General features: G+C 52.5%; 22 protein-coding genes, 4 pseudogenes and 1 riboswitch. Of the genes and pseudogenes, 21 read left to right on the top strand and 5 right to left on the bottom strand.

Annotated elements, in window-relative coordinates; translation table 11 throughout:
• The first annotated feature begins 118 nt into the window (after nucleotides 1-118).
• From JCM2850_RS14475 to JCM2850_RS23560, 7 genes and pseudogenes are all read left to right on the top strand, one after another.
• Nucleotides 119-751 (top strand): ATPase, encoded by a 633-nt coding sequence (locus tag JCM2850_RS14475; RefSeq protein WP_025872770.1) that lies wholly within the window; start codon nucleotides 119-121, stop codon nucleotides 749-751.
• Nucleotides 752-1,166: 415 nt separating this feature from the next.
• Nucleotides 1,167-1,919, top strand: a complete 753-nt coding sequence (locus JCM2850_RS23095) for a PEP-CTERM sorting domain-containing protein (protein ID WP_025872766.1) — start codon at nucleotides 1,167-1,169, stop codon at nucleotides 1,917-1,919.
• A 299-nt stretch (nucleotides 1,920-2,218) separates the two neighbouring features.
• Nucleotides 2,219-2,440: pseudogene (locus JCM2850_RS24160) on the top strand (type II toxin-antitoxin system HigB family toxin); the annotation flags it as partial.
• Nucleotides 2,440-2,862, top strand: a complete 423-nt coding sequence (locus JCM2850_RS14455) for a helix-turn-helix domain-containing protein (RefSeq protein ID WP_025872762.1) — start codon at nucleotides 2,440-2,442, stop codon at nucleotides 2,860-2,862. The pseudogene JCM2850_RS24160 and the gene JCM2850_RS14455, both read left to right, overlap by 1 nt.
• A gap of 86 nt (nucleotides 2,863-2,948) precedes the next feature.
• Nucleotides 2,949-3,047, top strand: a riboswitch (TPP riboswitch).
• Nucleotides 3,048-3,187: 140 nt separating this feature from the next.
• Entirely contained in the window at nucleotides 3,188-4,009 is an 822-nt protein-coding gene (locus JCM2850_RS22045; RefSeq protein ID WP_199898359.1) for a TonB-dependent siderophore receptor, read from the top strand.
• Between the two features lie 25 nt (nucleotides 4,010-4,034).
• Nucleotides 4,035-4,574: pseudogene (locus JCM2850_RS23565) on the top strand (TonB-dependent receptor domain-containing protein); the annotation flags it as partial.
• 110 nt (nucleotides 4,575-4,684) lie between these two features.
• A complete protein-coding gene (locus JCM2850_RS23560) occupies nucleotides 4,685-5,275 on the top strand; it encodes a TonB-dependent receptor domain-containing protein (protein ID WP_369384927.1) in 591 nt (196 codons plus the stop codon).
• Between the two features lie 155 nt (nucleotides 5,276-5,430).
• Here the strand turns inward: JCM2850_RS23560 and JCM2850_RS14445 are convergent, their stop codons facing one another.
• Both JCM2850_RS14445 and pnuC read right to left on the bottom strand, forming a co-directional pair.
• The gene (locus JCM2850_RS14445; protein ID WP_199898356.1) at nucleotides 5,431-6,054 is read right to left on the bottom strand and encodes an AAA family ATPase; all 624 of its coding nucleotides are present in this window, start codon (nucleotides 6,052-6,054) and stop codon (nucleotides 5,431-5,433) included.
• Nucleotides 6,051-6,581, bottom strand: a complete 531-nt coding sequence (pnuC, locus tag JCM2850_RS19700) for a nicotinamide riboside transporter PnuC (protein ID WP_148301291.1) — start codon at nucleotides 6,579-6,581, stop codon at nucleotides 6,051-6,053. The genes JCM2850_RS14445 and pnuC overlap by 4 nt, the downstream gene beginning before the upstream one ends.
• Before the next feature lie 382 nt (nucleotides 6,582-6,963).
• Here pnuC and JCM2850_RS14435 point away from each other — a divergent pair, with 382 nt between their 5' ends.
• From JCM2850_RS14435 to JCM2850_RS23085, 13 genes and pseudogenes are all read left to right on the top strand, one after another.
• Nucleotides 6,964-7,716 (top strand): ABC transporter ATP-binding protein, encoded by a 753-nt coding sequence (locus JCM2850_RS14435; RefSeq protein ID WP_025872758.1) that lies wholly within the window; start codon nucleotides 6,964-6,966, stop codon nucleotides 7,714-7,716.
• Nucleotides 7,713-9,146 carry an ABC transporter permease gene (locus JCM2850_RS14430; RefSeq protein ID WP_199898355.1) on the top strand — a complete coding sequence of 478 codons (1,434 nt, stop codon included), beginning with the start codon at nucleotides 7,713-7,715 and terminating at the stop codon, nucleotides 9,144-9,146. The genes JCM2850_RS14435 and JCM2850_RS14430 overlap by 4 nt, the downstream gene beginning before the upstream one ends.
• Before the next feature lie 14 nt (nucleotides 9,147-9,160).
• Nucleotides 9,161-10,342 (top strand): ABC transporter permease, encoded by a 1,182-nt coding sequence (locus JCM2850_RS19695; RefSeq protein ID WP_199898354.1) that lies wholly within the window; start codon nucleotides 9,161-9,163, stop codon nucleotides 10,340-10,342.
• Between the two features lie 572 nt (nucleotides 10,343-10,914).
• Nucleotides 10,915-11,385, top strand: coding sequence for a sigma-70 family RNA polymerase sigma factor (locus JCM2850_RS19690; protein WP_051525442.1), 471 nt, complete (start codon nucleotides 10,915-10,917; stop codon nucleotides 11,383-11,385).
• Nucleotides 11,382-11,558: pseudogene (locus tag JCM2850_RS24155) on the top strand (FecR/PupR family sigma factor regulator); the annotation flags it as partial. The gene JCM2850_RS19690 and the pseudogene JCM2850_RS24155, both read left to right, overlap by 4 nt.
• A gap of 53 nt (nucleotides 11,559-11,611) precedes the next feature.
• Nucleotides 11,612-12,376: a FecR domain-containing protein gene (locus JCM2850_RS19685; protein ID WP_051525438.1), complete on the top strand. Its 765-nt coding sequence runs from the start codon at nucleotides 11,612-11,614 to the stop codon at nucleotides 12,374-12,376.
• A 74-nt stretch (nucleotides 12,377-12,450) separates the two neighbouring features.
• Nucleotides 12,451-15,953 (top strand): annotated as a pseudogene (locus JCM2850_RS19680) (TonB-dependent receptor).
• Nucleotides 15,954-15,960: 7 nt separating this feature from the next.
• Nucleotides 15,961-16,104 carry a hypothetical protein gene (locus JCM2850_RS21680; protein WP_159105182.1) on the top strand — a complete coding sequence of 48 codons (144 nt, stop codon included), beginning with the start codon at nucleotides 15,961-15,963 and terminating at the stop codon, nucleotides 16,102-16,104.
• Between the two features lie 194 nt (nucleotides 16,105-16,298).
• Nucleotides 16,299-17,006 (top strand): PEP-CTERM sorting domain-containing protein, encoded by a 708-nt coding sequence (locus JCM2850_RS14400; protein ID WP_025872752.1) that lies wholly within the window; start codon nucleotides 16,299-16,301, stop codon nucleotides 17,004-17,006.
• 191 nt (nucleotides 17,007-17,197) lie between these two features.
• Complete coding sequence (locus tag JCM2850_RS14395; protein ID WP_025872750.1) at nucleotides 17,198-17,692, top strand: sigma-70 family RNA polymerase sigma factor; 495 nt, start codon at nucleotides 17,198-17,200, stop codon at nucleotides 17,690-17,692.
• A 59-nt stretch (nucleotides 17,693-17,751) separates the two neighbouring features.
• Nucleotides 17,752-18,690: a FecR family protein gene (locus tag JCM2850_RS19675; RefSeq protein ID WP_267879299.1), complete on the top strand. Its 939-nt coding sequence runs from the start codon at nucleotides 17,752-17,754 to the stop codon at nucleotides 18,688-18,690.
• A 74-nt stretch (nucleotides 18,691-18,764) separates the two neighbouring features.
• Nucleotides 18,765-20,201 (top strand): TonB-dependent receptor plug domain-containing protein, encoded by a 1,437-nt coding sequence (locus tag JCM2850_RS23090; protein ID WP_234406288.1) that lies wholly within the window; start codon nucleotides 18,765-18,767, stop codon nucleotides 20,199-20,201.
• Nucleotides 20,150-22,462 (top strand): TonB-dependent receptor domain-containing protein, encoded by a 2,313-nt coding sequence (locus tag JCM2850_RS23085; RefSeq protein ID WP_234406287.1) that lies wholly within the window; start codon nucleotides 20,150-20,152, stop codon nucleotides 22,460-22,462. The genes JCM2850_RS23090 and JCM2850_RS23085 overlap by 52 nt, the downstream gene beginning before the upstream one ends.
• Nucleotides 22,463-22,665: 203 nt before the next feature.
• Here the strand turns inward: JCM2850_RS23085 and JCM2850_RS14380 are convergent, their stop codons facing one another.
• Nucleotides 22,666-22,998 carry a hypothetical protein gene (locus JCM2850_RS14380; RefSeq protein WP_159105181.1) on the bottom strand — a complete coding sequence of 111 codons (333 nt, stop codon included), beginning with the start codon at nucleotides 22,996-22,998 and terminating at the stop codon, nucleotides 22,666-22,668.
• A 271-nt stretch (nucleotides 22,999-23,269) separates the two neighbouring features.
• Here JCM2850_RS14380 and yddG point away from each other — a divergent pair, with 271 nt between their 5' ends.
• Complete coding sequence (gene yddG / locus JCM2850_RS14375; protein WP_025872744.1) at nucleotides 23,270-24,154, top strand: aromatic amino acid DMT transporter YddG; 885 nt, start codon at nucleotides 23,270-23,272, stop codon at nucleotides 24,152-24,154.
• 92 nt (nucleotides 24,155-24,246) lie between these two features.
• Here yddG and JCM2850_RS24145 read toward each other — a convergent pair whose 3' ends face one another.
• Both JCM2850_RS24145 and JCM2850_RS24140 read right to left on the bottom strand, forming a co-directional pair.
• Nucleotides 24,247-24,849 (bottom strand): STAS domain-containing protein, encoded by a 603-nt coding sequence (locus JCM2850_RS24145; protein WP_369384924.1) that lies wholly within the window; start codon nucleotides 24,847-24,849, stop codon nucleotides 24,247-24,249.
• Nucleotides 24,850-24,860: 11 nt separating this feature from the next.
• Nucleotides 24,861-25,736 carry a SulP family inorganic anion transporter gene (locus JCM2850_RS24140; protein ID WP_369384923.1) on the bottom strand — a complete coding sequence of 292 codons (876 nt, stop codon included), beginning with the start codon at nucleotides 25,734-25,736 and terminating at the stop codon, nucleotides 24,861-24,863.
• Nucleotides 25,737-25,845: the final 109 nt, after the last annotated feature.

The following is a 25,845-nucleotide window of genomic DNA, read 5'->3' as shown; positions in this document are numbered from 1 at the left end:
ACCACATGCACTTCAATATGCCCGAGTATTTTTGTCTACCCCCGTAAGATGCTAGCCTTAAGGCATACTGTGCTACGTAAAATCGTTATACAACTCGCGAAATTGGCAGGTTACATTGATGTATATAAACGATAGCTCTCCTCACATCATATTGATAGGCGGCGGCAACGGAAGTGGCAAAACCACTATTGCCATGCAGTTGCAGGAAGACACTGGAGTGAATTACTTGGGGGCTGATGCTATTGCAGCGCAACAAGACCCTGCTGAATATGACAATATAGAGACTGAGGCTGCCAGAGTTTTCAGTACTGAGTTCAAGGCTATCATCCAGACTCAAGCCTCTGTCATCGTTGAATCCACCTTGTCCGGGCTGACTCTAAAGAATCACCTGATTTATGCTAAAAAGCATGGTTATAGAATCACTATCATCTATGTCTTCATATCATCGGTAGAACTATCCCTGCTCCGTATTGCCACTAGAGTCCACGCTGGAGGCCATGATGTTCCTGAAGCATACGTACGCCGCAGATTTCCACGGTCAAGAAAGAATTTTTGGGAAATCTACCGACCGTTAGCAGATCATTGGGAGTTAATCTACAATTCTCCCAATGAAGATAGGTTTATGGCTGGAGTACAGAACGTGGCCATTGCAGAGCTAGTGGTAAACAAAGATGGCCCTGCTGAGCATATGTCTATCGTTGATCCAGCATTATTAGAGAGCTTCCTTGAATCATTTGGAGGTGAATTATGAGAAAAGTTATTAAAGTAGCCCCTGATCAAGTGGCATCCCGTTTTGAAACTGCTGCAAATTTGGCGGTAGCTAAAGCCATCCATGAACACAATAAAGCTGGCCGTGAGACCTATACAATGCGTGACGGTAAGATTGTGACTCGGCAACCAACTCGGAATACTCTCACTGATCAAACCGTAGTCGTAGATCGCAAAAACCAAGATAAGGGTTAGAAAAGGCGTATCTTTACCTTCAAACCTCGGTCAAAAATAGCTCACCATCTTTCCGCAATTCCCTCTATTCCACCCGCGTCATTCAAATAGTCTATTTAGACTATTTTTCTTAAATATCAGCAAGCACATAATGCTCAAGATGGCTGTGATTGCGTCGCGCCATCAGGTGTAAATAATACAAAACCTCATCCAAAGGACACCCCATGAAATCCCCCGTCATTGTTGCTCAGTTGTTGCTGAGCGCAGCACTGGCAATGTCTGCTGCGACAAGCCAGGCAGAAACCTATGGCTTTACCCAAGACGATTTTGTCCTGCCCGACTGGAAGTTTTATACAGAACAATCCGGCCCGGAATATGTCATCAACTTTCAGCGTAGCGCTTTCAACTCTGAGGGGGATTTTGACCCTTGGTATCGCATTATCTATAACCATAGTGCCAGCAGTGCCCCCTATACAGACAATGCCGTCAAATCTGCGGTGTTAATCACGCACTTTTATGACCCTGCGTTTTATGGTGCGGTAGACAAGCTGAGCATCAGTTTTTCTGCCAGGGGCGTGAGCAGCACAATTCCTGATTCGGTCACCGCTTTCATGCGTCCGGTCATTGTGCAAGATGGCATTATTTATTCGGTAGCGGACAGCCAATTTGCAACTGTCACTCTGGGCGACTGGACACACTACTCATTCGACTTCAGCGCCTCTGACAACTGGATCAGCACCATCTCGGCTGACAAGCCCGACTTCAGCATTGCGGGCTCCAAGATCACATTTGGTGTGCGCGTTGGCCTCAGGTTGAATTGCCCCACCGCATGTAGAGCGGCTACCCTGGTCTCGGGTCTGGATAACTTCGGCTTTAGTGTCACGGCTGTGCCTGAGCCTTCAAGCTATGCGCTGCTTGGGATTGGTTTGGGTGTATTGGGAGCTGCAGCCAGACGCAAGGCTGTTGCATCACTTTAAGTGGAGCGTGTAAAAGCAATTGTTGTGTATCGAATCAGCGATTGCAACGTAAGTGATTGTTCTAAACCTAACACGATTCAAATCCCACATAAATGAACAAGCCCTGACCTGTCAGGGCTTGTTCATTTATACCTACCTTTGATTGAGCATTCCCCCGATAAATTAATCACTTAGCCAACCTTTTCAATTTATCGCAAAATGCTATAAATTGAATCATGAGGGTAATTTCTAAGAAAGCACTGGAAAGCTTTTGGCAAAAGCATCCTACTGCAAAAGCGCCGTTATAGACCTGGCATCATGTCATCAGCAAAACCTCTTATGCCACCTTCAGTGAGATCAAAAAAAGCTTCAACTCTGCTGATTATGTAGCGCCATTTACGATATTTGATGTTGGTGGAAATAATGTAAGAGTCAAAACAGCGATTCATTACAACACGCAAATTATTTACATCAGGGCAGTCATGACTCACCCTGAATATGATCAGTGGACTGAGGAACATAGAAAGCAGAGGAAAAAATAATGAGCGCGCTAGCCTTTAACATTGAGCAAATTGCACCAGCTTGGAATTCTTTTCATCAGGCCATGCCAGCCTTGGGCCGCATCCGCAATGAAGAACACTACGACAAGCTTGTTGAGCAATTAAATGCCCTGATTGATATTGTGGGAGACAACGAAACTCATCCATTGGCATCCCTGCTTGAAGTCGCTGGGAAGTTAATCGAAGACTACGATGCTGAACATCACAATATTCCAGAAGGAGAGCCTAAGGATGTTTTACAGTTTCTGATGGAATCAAACGCGCTCACACAATCGGACTTATCCAAAGAGTTGGGTGGCCAGTCTGTTGTGAGCGATATATTGCATGGTCGTCGCCAACTCAACATTCGCCAAGCCAAGGCCCTCGCCAGCAGATTCAATGTTGCAGTTAATGTATTTATTTAGCCTGCTTATGCGCTTGGTTATTCGCAGCTAAACACGCTACACAGAGTGGAAAACTGGCCCATTCCACCCATTTTTTGTTACCATACGGCCCACGCTAGGGGTCCTGAAGAGCCAATCTTCCGGTGAGATATACCCTTGAACCTGACCTGGATAATGCCAGCGTAGGAAAGCGCAAAGCCCATCAAGGTTAGATTCCTTCTTACCGAAATTCGTCCTTTGTCCGTTCCTCGCATGCATGTCCTTAACGCGAGTGAACACCACAATGCCTGCTTTTTCCTTTAGCCCCAAACTTACTGCACTGGCCATCAGTTGCGCATTTGCACCTATGGCCCTGGCAGACACTGCCGCACCTGCCGATAACGCCTTGCCAGAAATCACGGTTTCATCGTCCTCTCAATCCAAAGCTGCGCGCACTGCCGCCGTGGGTGGTTTTAGTGAAACCTCGCTGCAGCAAACCCCGGCCTCTATCACCGTGATCACGCAAGAGCAAATGCAGGATCGCAGTGTGCGTTCTGCCACGGATGCAGTGAAGTGGGATGCCAGTGTGCAGAACTCCTATAACGCAGTGGGTCTGGCAGACTGGTTTGCCATCCGTGGCTTTGTGCTGGATCAAGGGGCCAACTACCGCAAGGATGGCCTGGTGATTCTGGCTCAGGCCATGGTGCCCATGGAGAACAAGGAGCGCCTCGAAATCCTCAAGGGTCTGGCGGGCTTGCAGTCCGGCATTGCCGCTTCTGGTGGTGTGCTCAACTATGTAACCAAGCGCCCTACCGATACTCCGCTGCGCACTGCCACGTTTGAAGTGCGTGAGCGCGGCACCAAGTATGCTGCGGTGGATCTGGGTGGACGTTCAGATGATGGCGTGTTTGGTTACCGCATCAACGTGGCGGCAGAAGATATCAAGTCCTATATCGATGGCTCGACTGGCAACCGCAATTTTATTTCTGGTGCGTTTGATTTCCATTTCAGCCCACGTGCGCTGTTGCAGTTTGATCTCGACTATCAGCACAAATCGCAATTGACAGTGCCTGGCTTCCAGTTGCTGGGGCCTGAGCAGCGCATTCCCACTGGCATACGCGCCAAGCAGATGCTGAATGATCAACCTGGAGCCGCCCAGTGGTGGATGACAGCTACAACCTGGGCGTGAAGTTCAACTACACCCTGAATGATCAATGGCGCACCGTGTTGCAGGCCAACCAGTCCACCTTAACCGGGATGATGCCGTGGCCTTGCCTTCTGGCTGTCAGGGCCAGGGGCTGATCACGGGTTATTGCAGCAATGGTGATTACTCGCTGTACGATCTGCGCCGCAAAAACGACAAGCGCAGCATCACCACCAAACAGGCCTTGCTGCAAGGCAGCTTTGCCACTGGCAATGTGCAGCATGAGCTGAGCACTGGCGTTTCTACCCTGAATCGCCAGGACAAATTTGCCGATTACGTCTTCAATTATGTAGGCGAGGGCAATATCTACAACCCGGTGTATTACGATTTTGCGCTGCCCGGCGTTAACCCGGTGAGCCTGCGCCGCAAGGATGAAGAACGCGCGGTGTTTGTGCAGGACATCATGGCCTTGACCGAGCAGCTGAAACTTCACGCAGGTGTACGCTACGTGCAGCTCAAGCGTGATCAGTACAATTCCTCTGGTGCGCTCACGCGCCAAACCGATGACAATTTTGTGCTGCCAAATGTGGCGCTGGTATATAGCCCGCAGCCCACGCTTTCTGTGTATGGCTCTTACGCGCAAGGCCTGGAGCCAGGCGGCGAAGCCCCCACTGGCACCACCAATGCAGAAGTCATCATGGACCTAACAAGTCCAGACAGCTGGAGCTGGGCGTCAAAACCGATGTCACCCCGGATCTCAGCCTGTCGGCGGCGATTTTCCAGATCAAGCGTCAGAATGAATATGTGGATGCCAGTTCAACTTATGTCATGGCAGGCAAGCAGATCAACCGTGGTATTGAGTTTGCAGCACAGGGCCGTGTGACACGTGACTGGATGCTGGGCGGCAGTTTCACCGCGCTGCAAGCCAAGGCACAAGACACGGACGATGCGCGCATTGAAGGCAAGCAGGTGGGCAACGTGCCCAGGTATAAATCTGCTGTTTACAGTGAATACAGCTGGCCTGGCCTGCCCGCACTCAAGCTCAATGCCACCTGGCTTTATTCCAGCAGCAAGGCTTTTGCGCCCAATAATGAAATTGCTGGTTTAAACAGAAAAGTGGATGGCTACCACGTGCTGAATCTGGGCGGACGTTATATCGCCAAGATTGGCGACACTGCAACGACTTTCCGTTTTGGCGTGGATAATGTGTTCAACAAGTTCTATTGGGGCGATGCTTCCAGTGCCTTTGGTGGCTATTTGATTCCAGGTGCGCCGCGCGTATTCAGGGTATCGGCGCAGATCGATTTTTGATAGATTTTAGTTAGCAACACGCACATCCCAGGGGGCTAGTCCTAATTAGAGGCTAGTCCTAATTAGAGGCTAGTCCTAATGAAGGACAAGTCCTCATGAGGGGCAAGACTTAACCGCATTTTTTTGTGGTGGAGTCTTGCCCCTCACTATTTGTACTAGTCGGTTTGAGCCAGCAATGCGCCGAGATATTCCACACTTTGCAGCACACGCTGTTGCAGGCTGCCATCTACCAATTGATATTGAATACCCGCCTGTTGCAGCTTATGCAGCAGGGTTTGGTGCACTTTCTGCCGCACCGCGTCAGAGTCGCGCTGCATGCCATCGGCCACCCAGGGCATGCTGGGGGCGGTAACTATGGTGGCGGCATAGTCATGTTCTGCTGCCAACCTCGCCAGCGCAGAATCTGCCTCAACAAAATAATGCTCGCTGTAAATCGCCGTCATCAGCGGCGTGGTGTCGCAGAACAATAAGCTACTGGTTTGTACCATTCCTTGCTCCATTCCTTGCTCCATTCCTTGCGCCGCGTTCTCCAGCACGCGCTTTGCGCTTTCGGCCTCACGCTGAAGCTGGGTCGTTGCAATCAGCAGTTGTTCTGCAGCCACGGGCGGACGCTGGGTGATCTCTACAAATTCACGCAGATATTCCGGCACCCATAGCGTGTGGTAATGCGCGGCCAACGCGGCGGCCAGGGTGGATTTGCCTGTGGCCTCCGCACCCAAGATGGCTATGCGCAGAATGCTTGCAGTGCTGACCGGCTTGCTCATGCCTTTGCCGCTCATGCCATTGCCGTATTTTTAGCCAGGGAGTTTTTCCAGACGCGTAAACCCAGCACGGCCAACACGGTAAACAAGGCATACAGCCCGGCCGTCAGGTACAAGTGCTTATAGAGATACAAGCCCACATACAGACTATCGATCAGTATCCACAAATGCCAGCTTTCCAGCGTCTTGCGTGTCAGCAGAAACTGCGCCACCAGGCTGCCAGCAGTCAAAAACGCATCAATATGCACCACATCACTATCGGTAAAAGCATGCAGCAGCAGGGCAATGCTGGCGTAGGCTGCTAGCCAGGTCACTGCCACTAGGCCCCACCCTCGGCGTGATAAGCGTGACACCGCCACCCCTTGATGATCCGGCCCGCCAAACAGCCACTGATACAGCCCCCACACAGACACCGCAATAAAGACAAACTGCAAAGCCATATCACCATAAATGCGCGCATCGTAAAACACCATGGCATACAGCGCGGATGAGGCAATGGCAAACAGCCAGGCCCAGGCAGACTGGCGGATATTGAGCAGCACCATGGCATGGCCAGCAGGAAGGAAATGATTTCCAGCCAGGTGGTTTGCAGCAACCGAATAACAACAGGGTCTCGTTCATGCAGGGTTAGTCTGGATTGAAGGTATGGTTTAAATGAGTGAATTAGAAGTTGTATTAGCGAGTTAATTTGCAGCACATGCTAACAGCCATGTGCGCGCTAGTTTATCAGCATGACTAGCTTGGCAGCTGGTTCAATCCAGCATTCTGCAAGCTAGCAACGCTGCTTCTGCTCAGCTGGGTGGTGCATTCAGCCAGTGAATGATATCATTTTGCATTTACGTGCAACCGTGTTGCATATCCATCTGGAGTAATCCTTGCTTACTCCTTCAGCCTGAATACAGATTTGGATTTTCGAGCTTCAACATCATGGTCAACAATCAAGCGCTTTCACCCGCGGCCACCAGCGTCGAATATGTACTGGATGCCGTCAATGCCGTTGCCGCTTATGGCAGCAAAACCATCTTGCACCAACTTAATCTGCATATACGCCCCGGCGAGATTTATGCCTTGCTCGGTGCCAATGGTGCAGGCAAAACCACCACTTTAAGCCTGTTTCTCGGCTTTCTTGCACCGCAATCAGGCAGCATACGTGTCAATGGCATAGACCCTGGCACCCACCCGGCAGAGGCACGCAAGCAGTTTGCCTATATTCCCGAGAATGTTGCCTTGTATGAGCACCTGACTGCGCGTGAAAATGTGGAATATCTGCTAGACCTTGCAGGCCAGCGTGAAACTGCCGACACCATCGCCAATTCACTCGCCGCAGCGGGCCTGGCCCCTGCCGCGTTTGATCGCCGTGTCAGCGGTTTTTCCAAGGGCATGCGGCAAAAAGTGGCCATAGGCTTGGCCCTGGCGCGTAAAGTCCCGGCTCTGTTGTTGGATGAGCCTACCTCTGGCCTGGACCCGCAGGCCACTACAGAATTCAACCGCCTGTTAAGCCTGCTCAGGCAGCAAAATGTTGCCATTCTCATGGTGACGCATGATCTACTCAGCGCGGCGGACGTGGCTGACCGCATAGGCTTCCTCGAGGCTGGCCGCCTGGTGGAAGAAGTGGCAGCAGAAGGTCAGGATAGGTTTGACGTGCGCTTGCTGCATCGTCGCTATGCAGGGCAGGCATGATGAAGATTGTGTTAAGAATTGCACGGGAAGAATGCCGCTCCCTGCTGAGAAACCATGTGGCTGTGCTAGGCACCCTTTTGCTCACGGTGCTGATGCTGATTGCTTCACTCAATGCCTGGGAACACCAGCGCAACAGCGCCGCAGAAATAGCGCGTTACCAAACGCAATCCAACCATGAGTTTGAATCCCAGCCAGATCGCCACCCGCATAGAATGGCGCATTATGGCCATTTTCTGTTTCGGCCCCTGAACGCACTGGCGGCCTTTGACCCCGGCATCAGTGCTTATACCGGCAACACCCTGTTTCTGGAGGCGCACCGCCAGAACAGCGCCAATTTTGGCGATGTCAGGCAATCCTCACTCTTGCTGCGCTTTGGGCAATTAACCCCGGCTTTTGTGTTGCAGGTGCTGGCACCGCTGCTGCTGGTTTTTGTCGGCTTTTCCGGCATTGCGCGTGAGCGCGAATCAGGCACGCTGCGCCTGCTGCTGACCCAGGGCGTGAGTAGCCAGCAACTGGTATTGGGCAAGCTGGCAGCACTTTCAGCGTTTACTGGCCTGATATTGCTGCCTGCCGTGCTCATGCTGGGGGTGTTAGCCCTCACACGTGAATCTGCCTGGGGCATGAGCTTGGTATTAATCGCGGGTTATGCGGTCTGGCTGTTGCTGTGGTCATTGATGGTGGTGTTTATTTCCAGCCTGTGCCAGCGTAGCCGTGATGCCTTGCTGGGCTTGCTGGCAATATGGGTGGTGGCGATTATTCTGCTGCCGCGCTGGGTGCCGGATTTGGCCAATGCGGCCATCAGCCTGCCCACGCGTTTTGAAAACGAAATCACCATCCAAAAAGAATATCTGGCACTAGGTGATTCGCATAACCCCAACGACCCCAAGTTTGCTGAATTCCGCGATCAAGTGCTCAAGCAATATGGCGTGAGCCGGATTGAAGATTTGCCCGTCAACTTCAAAGGCCTGGTGGGCATGGAAGGTGAGCGCAAGGCCAGCGCCCTGTTCAACCGCTATGCCAAAAAAGCCTTTGATCTGCAGACCGCCCAAAATGGCTTTGTGGATGACTTTGCCTGGCTCAGCCCTTTGTTTGCACTCAAGCGGCTTTCTATGAGCGCCGCGGGTACTGATTTGCAGAATTTCAGAAGTTTTCTGGAGCAGGGTGAGCAATATCGCTACAACCTGGTGCAAGGCCTGAACAAGCTACAAACCGAGAAATTGAGCTATGTGGACGACACCACCAAAGGCAAGGAAAACCGCATAGATCGTTCCAACTGGCAGACCTTCCCAGAGTTCAGCTTCAAACCCAGCTCAAGCTGGAGCACCCTGAAAACCGCCCTGCCCGCCTTGGGCACACTGGTGCTTTGGGTCATGCTGCTAGGTGCGTTAACGCTATTACAGAGTCTACGCCTAGCAAGGGCCATTAAATGAGCACGGGCAATCAAATGAGCAAAAGCCATCATATGAGCTGGATCACGCATGAATTAAAACTGCTGCAACGCGCTTACCTTTCCATCCTGGCCTTGCTGCTGCTGTTGGCCTTGAGTGGCCTGGCCGTATGGTCAGGCTTGCAGGAAATCCGCCACCAGCAAACCACCATAGCAAGGCTGGCTCCGCTGCAAGCTGAGGATTTAGCCGCAGTGGCCCACACCTATGCCGACGCGCCTGACGCGGGTTACCCCGCCTACTACACCTTTTACAGCACCTGGGATGCCCCTTCGGACGCGGCATTTCTGGCCATAGGCACCCGTGACTCAGCGCCTTATGTGCTGCGCGTGCGTGCGCTGGGCTTGCAGGCGCAACTGTATGAAGGTGAAATTTTCAACCCCGAGCTGGCGCTGCCTGGCCGCTTTGATTTTGCCTTTGTCTTAATTTATCTAACGCCGCTATTCATCATTGCCCTGATGCACGATTTGATTTCAGGCGAGCAACAAACAGGCAGATTGCGCCTGCTGGCTTCCTTGCCGCAGGGTAGGCAGGTCTGGTTCAGAAGAACCAGCTTGCGCTTCATGCTGGTGTTGTTAAGTTTGATTATTCCGGTGTTGCTGGGAGCAGTCTATGCGGACACCTCACCAGGCGCATTGGCCGTCATTCTGGCGGTAATCGCCAGCTATGTGGCGTTCTGGTTTGGTTTATCCCTGCTGCTTATCGTGCGCGGCTGGCGCTCAGTCACCAATGCCACGGCCTTGATGAGCGTATGGGTGTTGCTCACCTTGGTGCTGCCCACGCTGGCCAATGTGGCCATACTGCGCGCCGTGCCTGTGCATCAGGGGGTAGACCTGATGCTGGCGCAAAGGCAGGCTGTGCATGGTGCCTGGGAAGTGCCGAGGGAAGACACCATGCAGCGTTTTTATGCGCACTACCCTGAGTGGAGCAACTCCGCCCCGCTACCCCAGGTGTTCCACTGGAAATGGTATTTTGCCTTCCATCAACTGGGTGATGAAAGCGTGGCCCCTCAAGCTCAGGCCTATAGAGCAGGCTTGCTGCAAAGGCAGGAGTGGAGCAACCGCCTGGGCTGGCTGCTGCCTGGGGTGGCGGCGCAAGCCATATTGCACCGTATTGCGGATACCGACCTGCTGGCGCAACTGGCCTATCAGGATCAAATAGCGACTTCCACCGCCAGATAAGGGAGTTTTACTACCCTTACCTGTTCCAGGATCAGGCGTTTGGCACGGCAGATTTCGCCAAACAGCCCACATTCACCGCGCGTGAACATAGCGCATCAGCGCCCGCGCATGCCTGGGCCATGTTGGCCATCGCCTGGATAGTATTGTTGCTCGGGCTGTGGCGTTTAAGAACGTTCCGCATCCAACACTGACTCTAGTGAATTTAGAGCGCAGACAACAAAGCCCCATGCATGGGGCTTTGTTTTGTTGGTCAGACCTTAAAATCCCCGCTCTTGAATAATGACTGGGCAAACTGGCTATAAACAGCCAATGGTGGCTGATATCAACCACCAGCCTGCACAGCCATTCCGTGAAATGACTATCAATTCATGCACTTAAGTGCCATACCACGCCGTGGCACTATTTTTGCAGCTTTGAGCCACAACTTGATGATATGGCTGCGAATAATGACCAAGCTTGATGCTGCAGTGCTTGACTCTGTAATGCCGGATTACGCAAAGCTTCACGCGCAAAAGCCTGATTCAGGAAAGCTGCATTCTCAGACGCTACATTCTCAAAGATTAGTGCAGACTATGTACGAGGCCCATCATGGCTGGCTGCAATCCTGGCTCAACAAGCGCCTGTCTTCCAGAGATACCGCCGCTGATCTGGCGCAGGATACTTTTGTCTCCGTGCTTAAGCACCCCACGGATACCATCAGCGCCATCCATGAGCCGCGCGCCTATCTCACCACCATCGCCAAGCGCATTCTCTGCAATTATTATCAGCGCCAATCACTGGAAAGTGCCTATCTGCAAGCGCTGGGCGACTTGGGCACTGCCCATGCCCTTTCCGCAGAAGACCAAGTGATATTGCTGCAAACCCTGCATGACATAGACCAGATGCTGGGCAGCCTGCCGCATAAAACCCGCCTGGCTTTTTTGCTGCTGCATCTTGAGCATATGAAATATGCCGAGATTGCCAGTGAGCTTCAAGTCTCTGAGCGCACGGTCAAACGCTATATCGCCAGCGCCTACGAACACTGCCTGCACTTCATGCTATGAGCCAGCCACTGCACGCAACAGCCCAGGCAACTGAAAACGAGCGCAAAGCCATCATCAGCCAGGCCGCCGCCTGGCTGGCCAAACTGCACCAGGGCACGCTGAGCGCCAGTGACCAAGCAGCCTTGCAACATTGGCAGGCGCAAAGCCCGCAGCACGCGCATATCTGGTCACAAGCCGCCAGCCTGGCGGGCAAGTTTGAGCACATCCCCGCCCCGCTGGCAGGCAGGTGCTGGACAGGCCCGCCCTGTTTGACCGCCGCGCCTTTATCAAGCCCCTGCTTGGGCTGGCCGTGGTGTTGCCCGCTGGTGGCCTGGCTTACCGCCTGCTGCCCTGGCAGGCCTGGGTGGCGGATTACAGCACCGCCGTGGGGGGGCGTGAGCGCTATGTGCTGGCAGATGGCACCAGCCTGCTGCTTAACTCTCGCAGCGCGGTAGATGTGGCCTACTCACCCAGCAGCCGCACCCTGCATTTGCGTCAGGGCGATATTTATATAGAAACCGCGCACGATGCCCAGCAACGGCCCTTGATTGTACAAACCCCGCACGGCAGATTACGTGCGCTGGGCACCAAGTTTGTTGCCAGCCTGGCTGATAACAGCAGTTACCTGGCCGTGCTTGAAGGCGCGGTGGAGATCACCCCGGCCGATATCACTCAATCCGATATCACACACATACCCACTGTGGTACAGCATAACCAGCAGTCCTTCTTCACTGCGAGCGGCATTAGCTCGCTAGGCGTGCTGGATAACAACGAAATTGCCTGGGTGGATGGCGTGCTGTATGCCGAGAACATGCCGCTGGAAGACTTTATCAAACTATTGAGCCGTTACCGCTCCGGCATTTTGCGCTGTGATGCAGCCGCGCGGGATATTCGCATTTCCGGTGCCTTTCAGCTGAAAGACCCAGAGCAAATACTCGCCACCCTGCAGCGCACCCGCCCGCTAAGCATAGAGTGGAAAACGCGTTACTGGGGCACTTTCTACAAAATTTAATTATTTCTGTCCCTTTTTGACTCCTCGCCTGACATAGAGCGCAAACAGTCAGATTGTGTAATAAGGGGAGAATAATGAGATTAAACAATAGGCGAGCCATCGCCAATATCGGCCTGCTGTGCCTGATCACCAGCCTGGCCTTGCCCGCCGCGCTCAGCCTGCCTGCACTGGCAGATGAAAGCAGCTTCACAGGCAAACCTTACACCATTCCGGCTGGCCCTTTAGGCCCGGCCCTTTCCAGCTTTGCAGGCAAATCCGGGGTTTCGGTTTCTTTTGACCCCAGCCTGACCCAGGGCAAAACCTCCCCCGGCCTGCAAGGCCATTTCAACCTGAATGAAGCTTCAAAGCCATACTCAAAGGCAGCGGCCTGACTGCGGTCAGCGATGGTCAGGGCGGCTATACGCTAGAGAAACTCATACTCAAGGATGACCACTCGGCGCTGCCGCTGGATTTGAAAGTGGATGCGATTGAAGTGCGCTCTAAACGGTTTTATGAGATTGGGCCGCTACCTGGGCTGGGCCTGACCAAGGAACAGATACCCGGTAATGTACAAAGCCTGAGCGCCAAGGACATCAAGGAAGCGCACTCCTTAAGCATCACCGACCTCATGAACTCCAAGCTGCAATCGGTCAATGTCAACGATTACCAGGGCAACCCTTTCCAGATGGATGTGCAGTACCGTGGCTTTACCGCTGGGCCTCAGATAGGCACGCCACAAGGCTTGTCCGTGTTTTTTGACGGTATACGTGTTAATGAACCGTTTGGTGATGTGGTGAACTGGGACATGTTGCCACTTAATGCGCTGGCCAGTTTTGATGTGTTCCCAGGCTCCAATCCTATTTTTGGTTTGGGTACCTTGGGTGGCGCACTATCCATGAAAACCAAGGATGGGTTCAACAACACCGCTGTGAATGCAGAAATTCTTACCGGCTCATTTGGTCGCAGGCAATTACAGGCAGAAGGTGGGTGGAACAATGGCACGGTCGCGGGTTTTGCCGCGGCTAATATCTTTCTTGAAGACGGCTGGCGTGACAACTCGCCCAGCCGCGTTAATCAGGTATTCGGCAAGGGCAGTTATCGCGGTGACAAGCTGGATTTAAACCTGAGTACGCTAGTAGTTTGGAATGACCTGGTGGGCAATGGCATGTTGCCGAGCGAAATGTACAAGCAGGACAGGAACGGTGTGTTCACCTCTCCAGACACCACGGATAACCGCCTCTTGCAATTCCAGCTTTCAGGTAGTTATTTTGTCAATGACAATTTCACGATTACCAGCCAGGTGTACAGACGTAACAGCAAGCGTACTACCAGAGGCGCAGATGTCTACACTGAGCACAACGGTTATGTCAGAAGAGCGCTCAACACCGGGGAACAATACACCTGCCTGTTTAACAGCACCAATGGCCTGGGGTTGCCTGATTATTACGTGTTTGACGTCCCCAACAATGACTGGTCACAAAGTGCCTTTTTCAATGAGTACTTTACAAACGGCATGGATGCTCAGGCAGCCCTCAATACGATAGGTGCAGGCTTGAACCCATCGCTAACTGGTAGTCCTGAAGGACAAGCATATTTGGCACATGCCAAGAGCGTATTTGATACATGGAAAAACTATAGGCAGGCAATGAATTATCAATCTCAGGGTAATTATATGCCCCCTGAAATCGAACAAGGCCCCGCTAACTCGATAACTGGTGAAGCCAATTGGCTTGCCAATGTATATAACTCCATGAACGCCGATAGCACATTTGGTCTTACAGGTGTCAGTGATCCATTCAATGCGGTCATTTCCAACTACTACTACACCGATGATGGCACCAAGCACGTCATTTTGTTGGCTCCTCCCACCAATCTGGCTAACTGTGTGGCTACCCAAGCCACAAACGTCGGTAATGATCCAGGTGCCTTAGGGGTTTTAGATCCTGTTACGAATGCCCCACTTGCAGTAGATGGGGCCAATACCTTCACTGGGCAACGACCTGGGGTGGTAGATGGCACTCCCACTGCAATCTTTACCGATACTCAGATAGATCAGGAAACCGATGGCGCGTCTATCCAGTTCAACTGGAACTTTGACAAGCATAAATTCATGGTGGGTGCCTCGGTGGATATGCCATCTGCCAACTACACCAGCGGCCAAATGTTGGGTCTTCTGGATGCACAACGCAGAGGCTATCTGGCACCTGATCAAATACGCGAGCAATATGCGGCCGCCAGCCTAGAAGTCAATAACAACGATTTCAAAGGCCATCAAATCACCAAGAGCATCTATGCCAGTGAAACCTGGAGCCCGATAGAAACACTGAATTTCACCGGTGCCTTGCGCTATAACGAAACTCGCGGCAAAAACAAAATCGCTTCACGCACCTGGGGCAGCCGTGTATTTGACCTATCCGATTTTGAGGCAGTGCCCGATGAGTATGATCTCTGCGTCAACGGCGTTTGCCCCACCACCGGCTATCAAGTCCCAGACCTCAGCAGGCTGATGAACCCTGCAGAGACGGAAAAATTCAGTTATTACTCGCTGAATCCCTCCTTGGGTGCTACGTGGCAGGCTACGCCTAAACTCAACGTCTATGGCAACTGGGCACAGGGAACCAGAACTCCTTCTGTCATTGAGTTGGGTTGCGCATTTGATGACACGCCTGTCTTCATAGGCGGGGGCATCGGCAATGTGCCGCGCAGTCTGGCAGAAAATCGTTCTTGCTCCTTGCCGACCACACTCTCAGGTGATCCCTACCTGCCCCAGATCAAGGCCCAGACTTGGGACTTTGGTATGCGCGGACGCTTCAATGACAATATCGAATGGAATTTGGGGGTATACCGCACCGACCTCAAGGACGATATCTACATGATTGGGTATCCGGGCAACCGCAACTTCTTTGACACCATAGGCGAGACACGCCGCCAGGGTCTGGAAGCTGGTATCAATGCCGCTTTTGATAAATGGCGCTTGCGACTTAACTATGCGCTGACCGAAGCCACCTTCCAGAACAGTTTCTGGATGCCTGCCAATGACAACAGCAGCGCGGTGGAAGAGTTTATCGGCAACCTCAACTACAGCCGACGCATACAGGTGAACCCCGGCAATCGCATGCCTGGTGTGCCTTTGCACAACCTTAATGCCACCCTCAGCTATCAGGTCACTCCCAAGTGGCAAATCGGCATGACCGCAGTTGCACATTCATTTGCTTATGTGCGCGGCAATGAAAACAACAAGCATGAAGAAGGGGTAACCATTTATGAAACCTTCTCACCCAGTGGAGAGTTAAGGCCTCGCCGCCCAACCAGCAATCCTGGCACTGTGGATGGCTATATGGTGCTCAATCTGCAGACCAGCTACAAGCTCAACTCCGAGTGGACGCTGGGACTACGCGTCAACAATATCCTCGATAAGGAATATTTCAATGCGGGCAGGCTGGGGCGCAATCCATTCTCGCCTTCCGTCTATGGCGCAATTGGCCCTGATGGCTACAACCATAATTCCAATGATTGGCTGACGACTAATTTCCTGGCGCCTGGTGCACCAAGAGCTGCCTGGGTCAGCCTGAGTTATGAATTTGACCCTGCGAAATAAACCCATCATGCCAGCCCCCCAGACCCTGCAAAAACTCAAGCGCTGGTTCGCCCAGTGGCTTGAGCATGAAAGTCTGTTCTGGATTTTGCCTTTGACCTTTTTTCTACTGCTGGCGCTGGAGCTGGTGGTGATGTTGAACCGTTTGTATTGAAGCCGCTTTGTACTGCAACCACATGCATGTGGCGGCAATGTTGCGCCGTGGTGAACAGCCATGCCCTGCCTAGATATAACTGTTTAGCAGGCAAAACCCTGATAGTACGTTTGGACTATTGGCGCTGCATGGGTTTAGCGCTTGAATTCAACGATTAAATCTGTAACTCAACAATAAATAACCCAGGGGAAAACATGCTGAAAACACTGATGGGGACTGCGCTTTTGCTGATGGCAAGCATGAGCGCCCATGCCAATACTTATGAGCGCGATGCTTACTCGCTTTACCTTGCACCTGGCACTGGCAGCTTTGCCAATGACAAGATAGAGCTACAGCTTGGCGGCCAATACACCCGCACGGCTTATGCCTTTGATGTGCAGGAATTCAATGACAGCCTGGGAAATTTCACCCTGATTTTAAAGCCTGGCTATGTGCTGAAAAACATAACAGCAGGCATCACGGGCAGTTATGAAATTAATGGGATTGAAACCGATGGCCTCTACCTTGCCAATGTGGTGTTCAGCTCTGCCCTGGTGGCTTATCGCACCAGCAACCCTGGGCTGGAAGTGCCTAACTATTTTTATGCGGTGGGCACGAGCTTTGATACCACGGTACTGGGCGAGCAGGGTTATCCGCAGGTGATCAGTGATAGCTTCAATCGTGAACAGGCATTGGGCGCTTGGGGTGAATTAGCGTTGTTCCGGGCGTTTAGCGGCGAGTTGCAGCTTAGCGGCGTGGCAGCCACTTTCCCTTATCTCGATGTCACGTCTTACACCAGGCTTTCTGTAGATAGTGTTTATCTGCAATTTGAGGTGGCAGCGGTGCCAGAGCCAGAAATGCTGGGCATGTTGCTGGCGGGGCTGGGTTTGCTGGGGCTGCATGGCCGTCGCCGCCGCGCCTGAATCCCAGTAAATCTTCATTTTTGGTTCAATATAGCCACCAACAAATCACCAATTGGCTATATTGAACCAATCACTCAACATCACATTTGCACAAAACTCAATGCATTCATTAGCTTAATGCCTGGCGGTTGCCGGGCATCTTTATTGCATGTTTTTAGCATTTTCGTCAGAAACAGGCAGGGGCGCTGGGGATGAGTCATTACAATAGGTTTGAGCTGTTTTACTCATCGCATCAAAGCTGGCTTTACGCTTATTTGATCCGCAAGCTGCGCTGCCAGCATCAGGCGGCAGATATCACGCAAGATACTTTTGTTAAGCTGATTGATCACCAACATCTGGATGAGCTGACCCAGCCTCGCGCGTTTCTCACCACCACGGCCAAGCGCATTCTGATTGACCTTATACGCCGCCGTCACCTTGAGCAGACTTATCTGCAGTTTCTCCAGCTTTCCCAGTCTGAGCAGTTTGTTGATTCCCCCGAGCAATTGGCCATGGCAGTAGAGTCACTGCTGCACATTGCCAATGTGCTGGATGGCGTTACACCCAAGGCCAGGGAGATTTTTCTCATGAACCGCCTGGATGGCTTGAAGCATGCAGAAATTGCCGCGCACTTTGGCATTTCGGTGGCGCGTGTGCGGCAATATCTGGCGCAGGTGATTGCGGCTTGTTGCGTCGCCAGGACTTAGGCTAAGCAGTTACGCATGAACAAGGCCATGCATATAGAGGCGGCAGCCACTGGAAAGCCATCATGACTTCAGACGCCATCAGCGCCGAGGAACAAGCGGCTTTCAGCGCCTGGCTGCATGCCAGCCCGGATCACAGAAGCGCCTATGCCACGGTGGAGGAGTTCTGGGGTTCTCTTGATGGGCTACAGGCGCAGGGGGCCAGATCGGCGTTGCAAAGCCTGCCATCCGGCAGGGCCATCATGCGCAACACCAAGGCTTATCTTGCCATTGCGGCGCTCAGCATAGGCAGTTTTGCGCTGCTGCAAAGCCCGTGGGGTGATCATTACCTGGCAGATTACAGCACGGCAGCGGGCGAAATCCGCGAAATTGCGCTGGAAGATGGCAGCGTGATCAAGCTCAACACTGGCTCAGCCATTGATGTGACTTACAGCGACAGCCAACGCCTGATCAAGCTGCGCCAGGGCGAAATCATCATCAATGTGGCCAAAAACCCGCAACGCCCCATGATCGTTGCCACCAGCAACGGCACGGCAGAAGCACTGGGCACGCAGTATCAAGTGCAGCACCTGGGTGGCAACACTGCGGTGGCGGTGATTGAATCCAGCGTCAAGGTCTGCCCTGCCAGCGGCATATTCCGCAGCGCGCAGCCTGAATGCCTGACCCTGCAAGCGGGCAGCGGCGTTACCGCGCTGAAACCCGGCATGGTGGCTCAGCCTGTGAACATTGATGAACTCACCGCCTGGACAGGCGGCTATCTCAGCTTTGAAGCCACCCCTTTATCCGAAGTGCTCAAGGCACTGGAGCGCTACACCCCAGGCAAAATTTATTTTGATGCCAAGGAGATGAATACCTTGCAGGTCTCCGGCGTGATTCCGGTGACCGATATGGATAAAGCCTATGCCATGCTGAGCAAACTGCTGCCTATACGCGTTGAGCAATACCCTTACCTGGCTGTGGTAAAGCTGAGCAATACATCACAGGATACGCAGACAAAATAATAAGCAGGTTTACCTAGCACTTTTACATTCTGGTTCGTCATTGCCCAAAGCATCCAATTTCCGGGGAGAGATTCATGGGCAATCAACACAAGCGGAGCGCACATCCGCAATCAATCACACACATCAGCCTGAGCAATAATCTGCTGCGCACTACTAACATGCTGCGCATTAATAGCCTGCTGCTGGCTAGTAGCCTGCTGTTGGCTAATGGCATAGCCACTGCCGCTGACCTTAACACCACCCTGCCCAGCAACCGCAAGGAGTACGATATCCCTGCGGGCAGCCTGGGCGCAGCACTCAACAAACTCTCGCAAAAAACTGGCAAACCCCTGGTGTATGACCCCAACATCACCAAAGGCAAAAACTCAGCCGCATTAAAAGGCGTTTACAGCCCAGACGAGGCGTTTGACAAACTGCTGCAAGGCACAGGGCTGGAGCTGGTCTCAGACCGCCAGGGCAATTACGAATTACGCCCCGCCCCCATTGAAGACAAAACCCTGCCTGCCCTGGGGCCGAAATCAGAACAATTACGTGTGGATGAAGTGCTGGTACGCGGCAAACGTTTTTATGAAGTTGGGCCTTTGCCTGGGCTGGGGCTGACCAAGGATCAGATACCGGGCAATGTGCAAAGCATTACAGCCAAGGAAATCAAGGAAACCAACGCACTCAGCATCGCCGACCTGCTCAACCGCAAACTGCAATCGGTCACCGTCAACGACTACCAAGGCAACCCTTTCCAGATGGATGTGCAGTACCGCGGCTTTACTGCAGGCCCACAGATAGGCACACCACAAGGCTTGTCTGTGTTCTTTGACGGCATACGCGTCAATGAACCGTTTGGTGACGTGGTGAACTGGGACATGATTCCCATGAATGCCATTGCTAACTTCGATGTGTTCCCAGGCTCCAACCCCTTGTTTGGACTCAACACCCTGGGTGGCGCATTCACTATCAAAACCAAGGATGGTTTCAGCAATGTGGGCGTGGATGCCAATATCCTGACAGGGGCGTTTGGCAGAAAACAGTTGCAAGCCGAAGGTGGCTGGAACAACGGAACAGTGGCAGCTTTTGCCGCTGCCAATATCTTTCTTGAAGATGGCTGGCGTGACAACTCCCCCAGCAAAGTCAATCAAGTATTCGGTAAAGGCAGTTATCGCGGCGACAAGCTCGATCTCAACCTCACCGGATTGGTGGCATGGAATGATCTGGTAGGGAATGGCTTGGTCCCCACTCAGATGTACCAGCAGAATAATAGTGGCGTTTTTACGTCTCCCGACGAAACTGACAATCGGTTATGGCAGGCTCAACTATCTGGTAGTTACTTTGTGAATGACAATTTTACGATCACGGCTCAGGTGTATCGTAGAAATAGTAAAAGAAAATCTGTCAATTCAGATGTGTACACTGAGTATGGTAACTCTCCAGGCACCATGAATCTGGATGAAGGCGATCAGTATACTTGCTATATGACAGCAATAACGAGTATGGGCTGCCGGATTATTATCTGGTGAAGGAACCCAGCAATATGCCCGGAATTATTGATGCCGTGTTCGCGGTACTGGGCAATGGCGAGGATCCTGCTAATCATCCTCTGTATCAGGAATACCTGAATAATCCTGAAGTAACGTTTCTGGTGAATGGCATGGTCGGCTTCGGTGCAGACCCTGGCATTCTGGCACCCACTGCATTCAATCAGGAACTGCCTGACTACTTCCTTGATTACGCTAAATACCAGTTCGACTTATACAAGAATTATCGGCAGAAAAATGTCTATGTGCCGCAGGCGGGTGGCCCGCCTCTTGCACCACCAGTGCCTCCCACGATTAATGGGAAGCAAGCCTATAGTGCCTTCGGCATGGGCATGGTGACCGGTGCTATGTCTGACCCTATTGATTTTGGATCAGGAGAGAACACCTATTACATGCAGGATGAAGGCAATGGTAATTACAGTACTTACCGGCTGATTTTCAAGACTCCTCAGAATGCCGCTGCCTGCGCTGCTGCCCGTGCCAAATACCAAGGTAACCCTATGGGCGGAATCCTGGCAAAAGACCCCATCACGGGGGCCCCGCTATATTACGATGGTGCTATCAATGGTAGTGGCGGCATGGTGGAGGGCGTTCCAACTGCGGTTATCACAAACACCGAAATCGACCAGATTGTTGATGGTGCGTCAGTACAGTTTAACTGGAATCTCGAGCATCATAAATTCATGGTGGGTGCTTCCATAGATTCTGCAAGTGCGGCATATGGCAGCGGACAGCGTATGGGATTTTTTGATGCCAAGCGGCATGCTTATCTTGACCCCGCGCGCGCACTGGATGCCATTACGGCTGCGGATGTTGAAGTACGTAGTAATGATTTTGACGGTACATCGGTCACCAAAAGCGTATATCTGAGCGAAACCTGGAGTCCGGTTGACACCTTACATCTCACTGGTGCCATGCGGTACAACGCGACCAGCGTCAAGAATAAGCTGGCTGCCAGGGAACACGGGGGGGTCGTCATCAACCTTCACCAGTTTGTCTCCCAGCCGGATGAATACAATATTTGCAGGCCAGGTGACCCTTGCGAAACCGGCTATAAAATACCCGACTTTTCTCGTGTGCTTAACCCTTCGGAGACCGAGAAGTTTTCCTATTACTCCCTTAATCCTTCCTTGGGTGCAAGCTGGCAAGTCACTAACGAAGTGAACGTATTCGGTAATCTTTCACGCGGCACTCGAACTCCCAGCGTTATTGAACTGGGCTGTGCTCTTGATAAAACCATGGTTTACGACAGTAATCCAGATGGTTCTCCTGATCTTTCGCGTCCTGCGGGTTATAAAAGTGTGGTTGAGAATCGCTCATGTTCCATGCCGACTACGCTCTCAGGAGACCCTTATCTACCTCAGATCAAGGCAACCTCTTATGACTTGGGATTACGCGGTAGCTGGGGTCCAGACTTGATCTGGAACCTGGGCGTGTATCGTACCGATCTGAAGGACGATATCTACATGGTAACTTTGCCAGGCAACCGTAGCTTTTTTGACACCATAGGCGATACACGCAGGCAGGGTATTGAAGCGGGCATATCCGGACGAATTGGCAAGGCTACCTTCCACCTGAATTACTCCCTGACGGATGCAACCTTCCAGGATACATTCACCATGGCGAGCGACCATAACAGCAGCTCGGTAGAAAATGTTTTCCGCGGGAGAATCGAGGCCGGGGAGCGGCCTCCACGCTCCATCACCGTCAAGCCCGGCAATCGAATGCCTGGGGTGCCACTACATAATCTCAACGCCAGTGTGCAGTATCAGGTCAGTGACAAGTGGTCGGTGGGCTTGAGTGCTGTAGTGCATTCAGAAAGTTATCTGCGAGGTAACGAAAATAACGAACACAGGCCGGGCGTACCTAAATATATCACCTTCGACGACCCCACTACCCAGAGTCAACGCACTGAAGCAAGGCCTGCGTCCAACAACCCCGGCAAAGTCCCTGGCTATGCAACGCTAAACTTCAATACCAAGTATCAATTCACATCTGAATGGTCTGCAAGCCTGATGGTGATGAATCTACTTGGAAAGGAATATTTCACAGCAGGACGCTTGGGTGTCAATCCGTTCTCGCCCTCGACTTATGGGACGCGTGGTCCTGACGGGTATAACCACAACTCTCTTGATTGGCTTGATTCCACATTTGTTGCACCAGGGCTCCTAGAGCAGCATGGTTTACCTTGCGTTATGAGTTCAGGCCACAGTGAGGCCATGTCATGCCGCGTGCACGCATGAGCAAATTAAAACAGTCCATTACCAGATGGCTTGAACATGAACACGCCCTATGGCTGATCCCCTTGATGTTCTTCGTCTTGCTATCCATGTATTTGCTGATACTCTTGAATCACCTGCTTTGAGCCCGTAAACCCCTTGCAGAATTCAGCCAAAAAAGCCTGCAGATGCAGGCTTTTTTATTCTCTGGCGCGCTGAATGCGGCCCTATATTGGGGAGGCTGCGGCCATCACCGTCGCAGGCACCGCTTCGGCATTGGCATAAATAACGACCTTGGCATCGAGCAAATGCGAGAGTTCGGTTTCCATGGCCACCAGGTCTTTCCAGCCTGCTGCAGGCAGTGGCTCTACAAACAGGTTTACGGTGTTGCGCGCATCACGGCCACCCGTGTAATTACCCAAATCCAGAGGGTTGCGACCCTTGTGACTGGCAATGATTTTCTTGATGGCTTCTTGGTGAGCTTGAACCAGATTGGAAAGCGGCATAGACACCCTCAGGCTGAAGCACAAGCCACGCTTGTGCAAATTGATCGATGACAATTACCCAGCTGCGTGAACCCCAGCTGCGTGAACTCTAGCTGCGTGAATATAGCTTAGCAGTGGTTTTATACAGATGACAACCGCAAAAAAACCCTGTTTTTTTTCAGGGAAACTCTCCCTACCCCTTGCCCACTCAGTCATTAAAAAATATGGGCCTTGCCAGATTAAAACCATGCCCTGCCACCAATATCTCCCCCGCCTTGGCGCACTGTCGCGCCCGCCTCTGTTTTAAAATGTCTGCCTTTGCCATGCCTTTTGCCCCAGCCCTGATATGAAAACCCGCACACAATCCACCCTCATCGGCCTGCTGGCCATAGTGCTGTGGAGTGCCATTGTGGGCTTGATACGCGGGGTTGCTGAGCACTTTGGTGCCACAGGCGGCGCCGCTTTGATTTACACCCTGGCCTCCATCTTGCTGTGGCTGAGCGTGGGCTTGGGCAATCTCCGCACGTTTCCCCGGCCTTATCTGCTGTGGGGTAGCGTGTTGTTTGTGTGTTACGAGCTGTGCCTGGCGCTTTCCATAGGCTGGGCTCATAGCCACCAGCAAGCCATAGAAGTTGGCATGGTCAATTACCTGTGGCCAGCGTTCACCATGCTCTGCGCTATTGTGTTCAATGGCCAGCGCGCCAATTGGCTGATCGTGCCTGGTTTGATGGTTTCCCTCACGGGCATAGGCTATGTACTGGCAGGTGATGCAGGCTTGCAGCTGGCAGGCATGGTAGAGAATATTGCAGATAACCCTTATAGCTACGGGCTGGCCTTGCTCGGCGCTGTGCTTTGGGCCGCTTATTGCACCCTCACCGCCAGAATCGCCAAGGGCAGCAATGGCATTACCTTGTTTTTCATGCTCAGCGCGGCGGTGTTCTGGCTGCAATATTTTGCCTGGGGTGCCAGCCCGCTGGTGTTTGATGCACCCGCTCTGCTCAAGCTGGGCCTGGCCGCTGCGGCCATGGGTCTGGGATATGCCGCCTGGAATGTGGGCATACTGCACGGCAATATGACCATACTGGCGGGGGCTTCTTATTTCACCCCTGTGCTCTCAGCCGCGCTGGCCGCGTGGATGCTGCACACCAGCCTGACGCTGACTTTCTGGCAGGGTGTTGCCATGGTCAGCGCAGGCTCTATTTTGTGCTGGCTATCCATGCGTAAAAGCTAAGGCTTAACTCAGAGGCTTAGCCCTGGGGTTTAACTTAGAGGCTTAACTCTGGGCGTTATCTGCCACGCGGTATTGCGGGTCTTCCAGCAAATCTATCTCAATAATGCCCTGGGCATTGTGCAGCAACTCCCGGCAATCCTGCTTAAATGCCTGAGGCGCAGGGTTTTGCCAGCTGCCTGGTATTTCATTGCCAGCGTGTCTATCGCCGCCAGCGCCGAGTGATCGACCACCCTGGCGGCTTTGAAATCAATCACCACCTGCTGCGGATCATCCGCGGGAGAGAACAGGGATTGAAAAGCTGACGTTGAGGCAAAAAACAGTGTGCCCTCCAGCGCATAGATTTTTTTGCCATCTACATCCAGCGTGGTCTTGGCCTGGATTTTCTTGGCATGCTCCCAGGCAAACACCAGCGCGGAAATGATCACGCCTGTGATCACCGCAATGGCGAGGTCAGAAATCACGGTAATGCCTGCCACCAACAAACCCACAAAAATGTCAGCCTTGGGCACTTGGCCGAATAACCTGAAGCTGCCCCAGGCAAAGGTTTTTTGCGAAACCACAAACATCACGCCTATCAGCGCCGCCAGGGGAATCATCTCTATCCAGCGCGAAGCAAACAGAATAAAACCCAGCAAGAACACGGCAGTGGCAATGCCGGACAAACGCAGCCTGGCCTGGTTGCCAATGTTAATCATGCTCTGCCCTATCATGCGCAACCGCCCATGCCGCCAAAAAACCCCGTCACCACATTAGCCGCGCCCTGTGCCAAGGCTTCACGGTTGGGGCGGCCACGGGTATTGGTCATTTCATCAATCAGGTTCAGCGTCAGCAGCGTTTCTATCAGGCCTATGGCCGCCAGAATCAAGGCATAGGGCACAATAATGCGCAGGGTTTCCCAGTTCAGTGGCAACTGCGGAATATGCAGGCTGGGCAAGCCGCCGGCGATAGAGCCCAAATCACCCACGGTTTTGGTATCGATATTGAAACCCGCCACCAGCGCAGATACCAGCAAAATGGCAATCAGTGTGGCAGGGATGGCTTTGGTCAGGCGTGGCAACAGATAAATGATGGCCATGGTCAACACTATCAGCCCGCCCATCACATAGAGTGCATTGCTAGGCATCCAGACTCTGGCGCCTGTTTCATCCAGCACTTTGAAATGATTGAATTGCGCCAGAAAAATGACAATGGCCAGGCCGTTAACAAAGCCCAGCATCACCGGATGCGGCACCATGCGTATGAATTTACCTAGCTTGGCCACCGCAAACAGCATTTGCAGCAGCCCCATCAGCACCACGGTGGCAAATAGATATTCCACACCATGCTGCACCACCAGCGCCACCATGACCACCGCCAGCGCTCCCGCCGCACCAGAGATCATGCCGGGTCGGCCACCAAAGGCAGCGGTGATAAAACAAACCAGCACCGCAGCATATAAGCCCGTCAGCGGTGAAACATGCGCGATCAAGGCAAAGGCAATGGCCTCGGGCACCATGGCCAAGGCGACCGTCAAGCCACTTAAAAGATTGGTTTTGATTTCGTGGAAGTTAAAACGGTTTAAACGGCTAAAAGCTGAAAACAAAATGGGGCGCTCCAAAACTCAGGCTTAATGCGGCATCACACATGACATGGCATCAGGCGTAAAACCAGGGTGATATCAATAAAACCACCACCAAAAAAGTGAATGGTGT

This window comes from Methylobacillus glycogenes JCM 2850, from assembly GCF_000617925.1.
GTDB lineage: Bacteria > Pseudomonadota > Gammaproteobacteria > Burkholderiales > Methylophilaceae > Methylobacillus > Methylobacillus glycogenes.
This window is presented reverse-complemented; position numbering and strand designations above follow the sequence as displayed.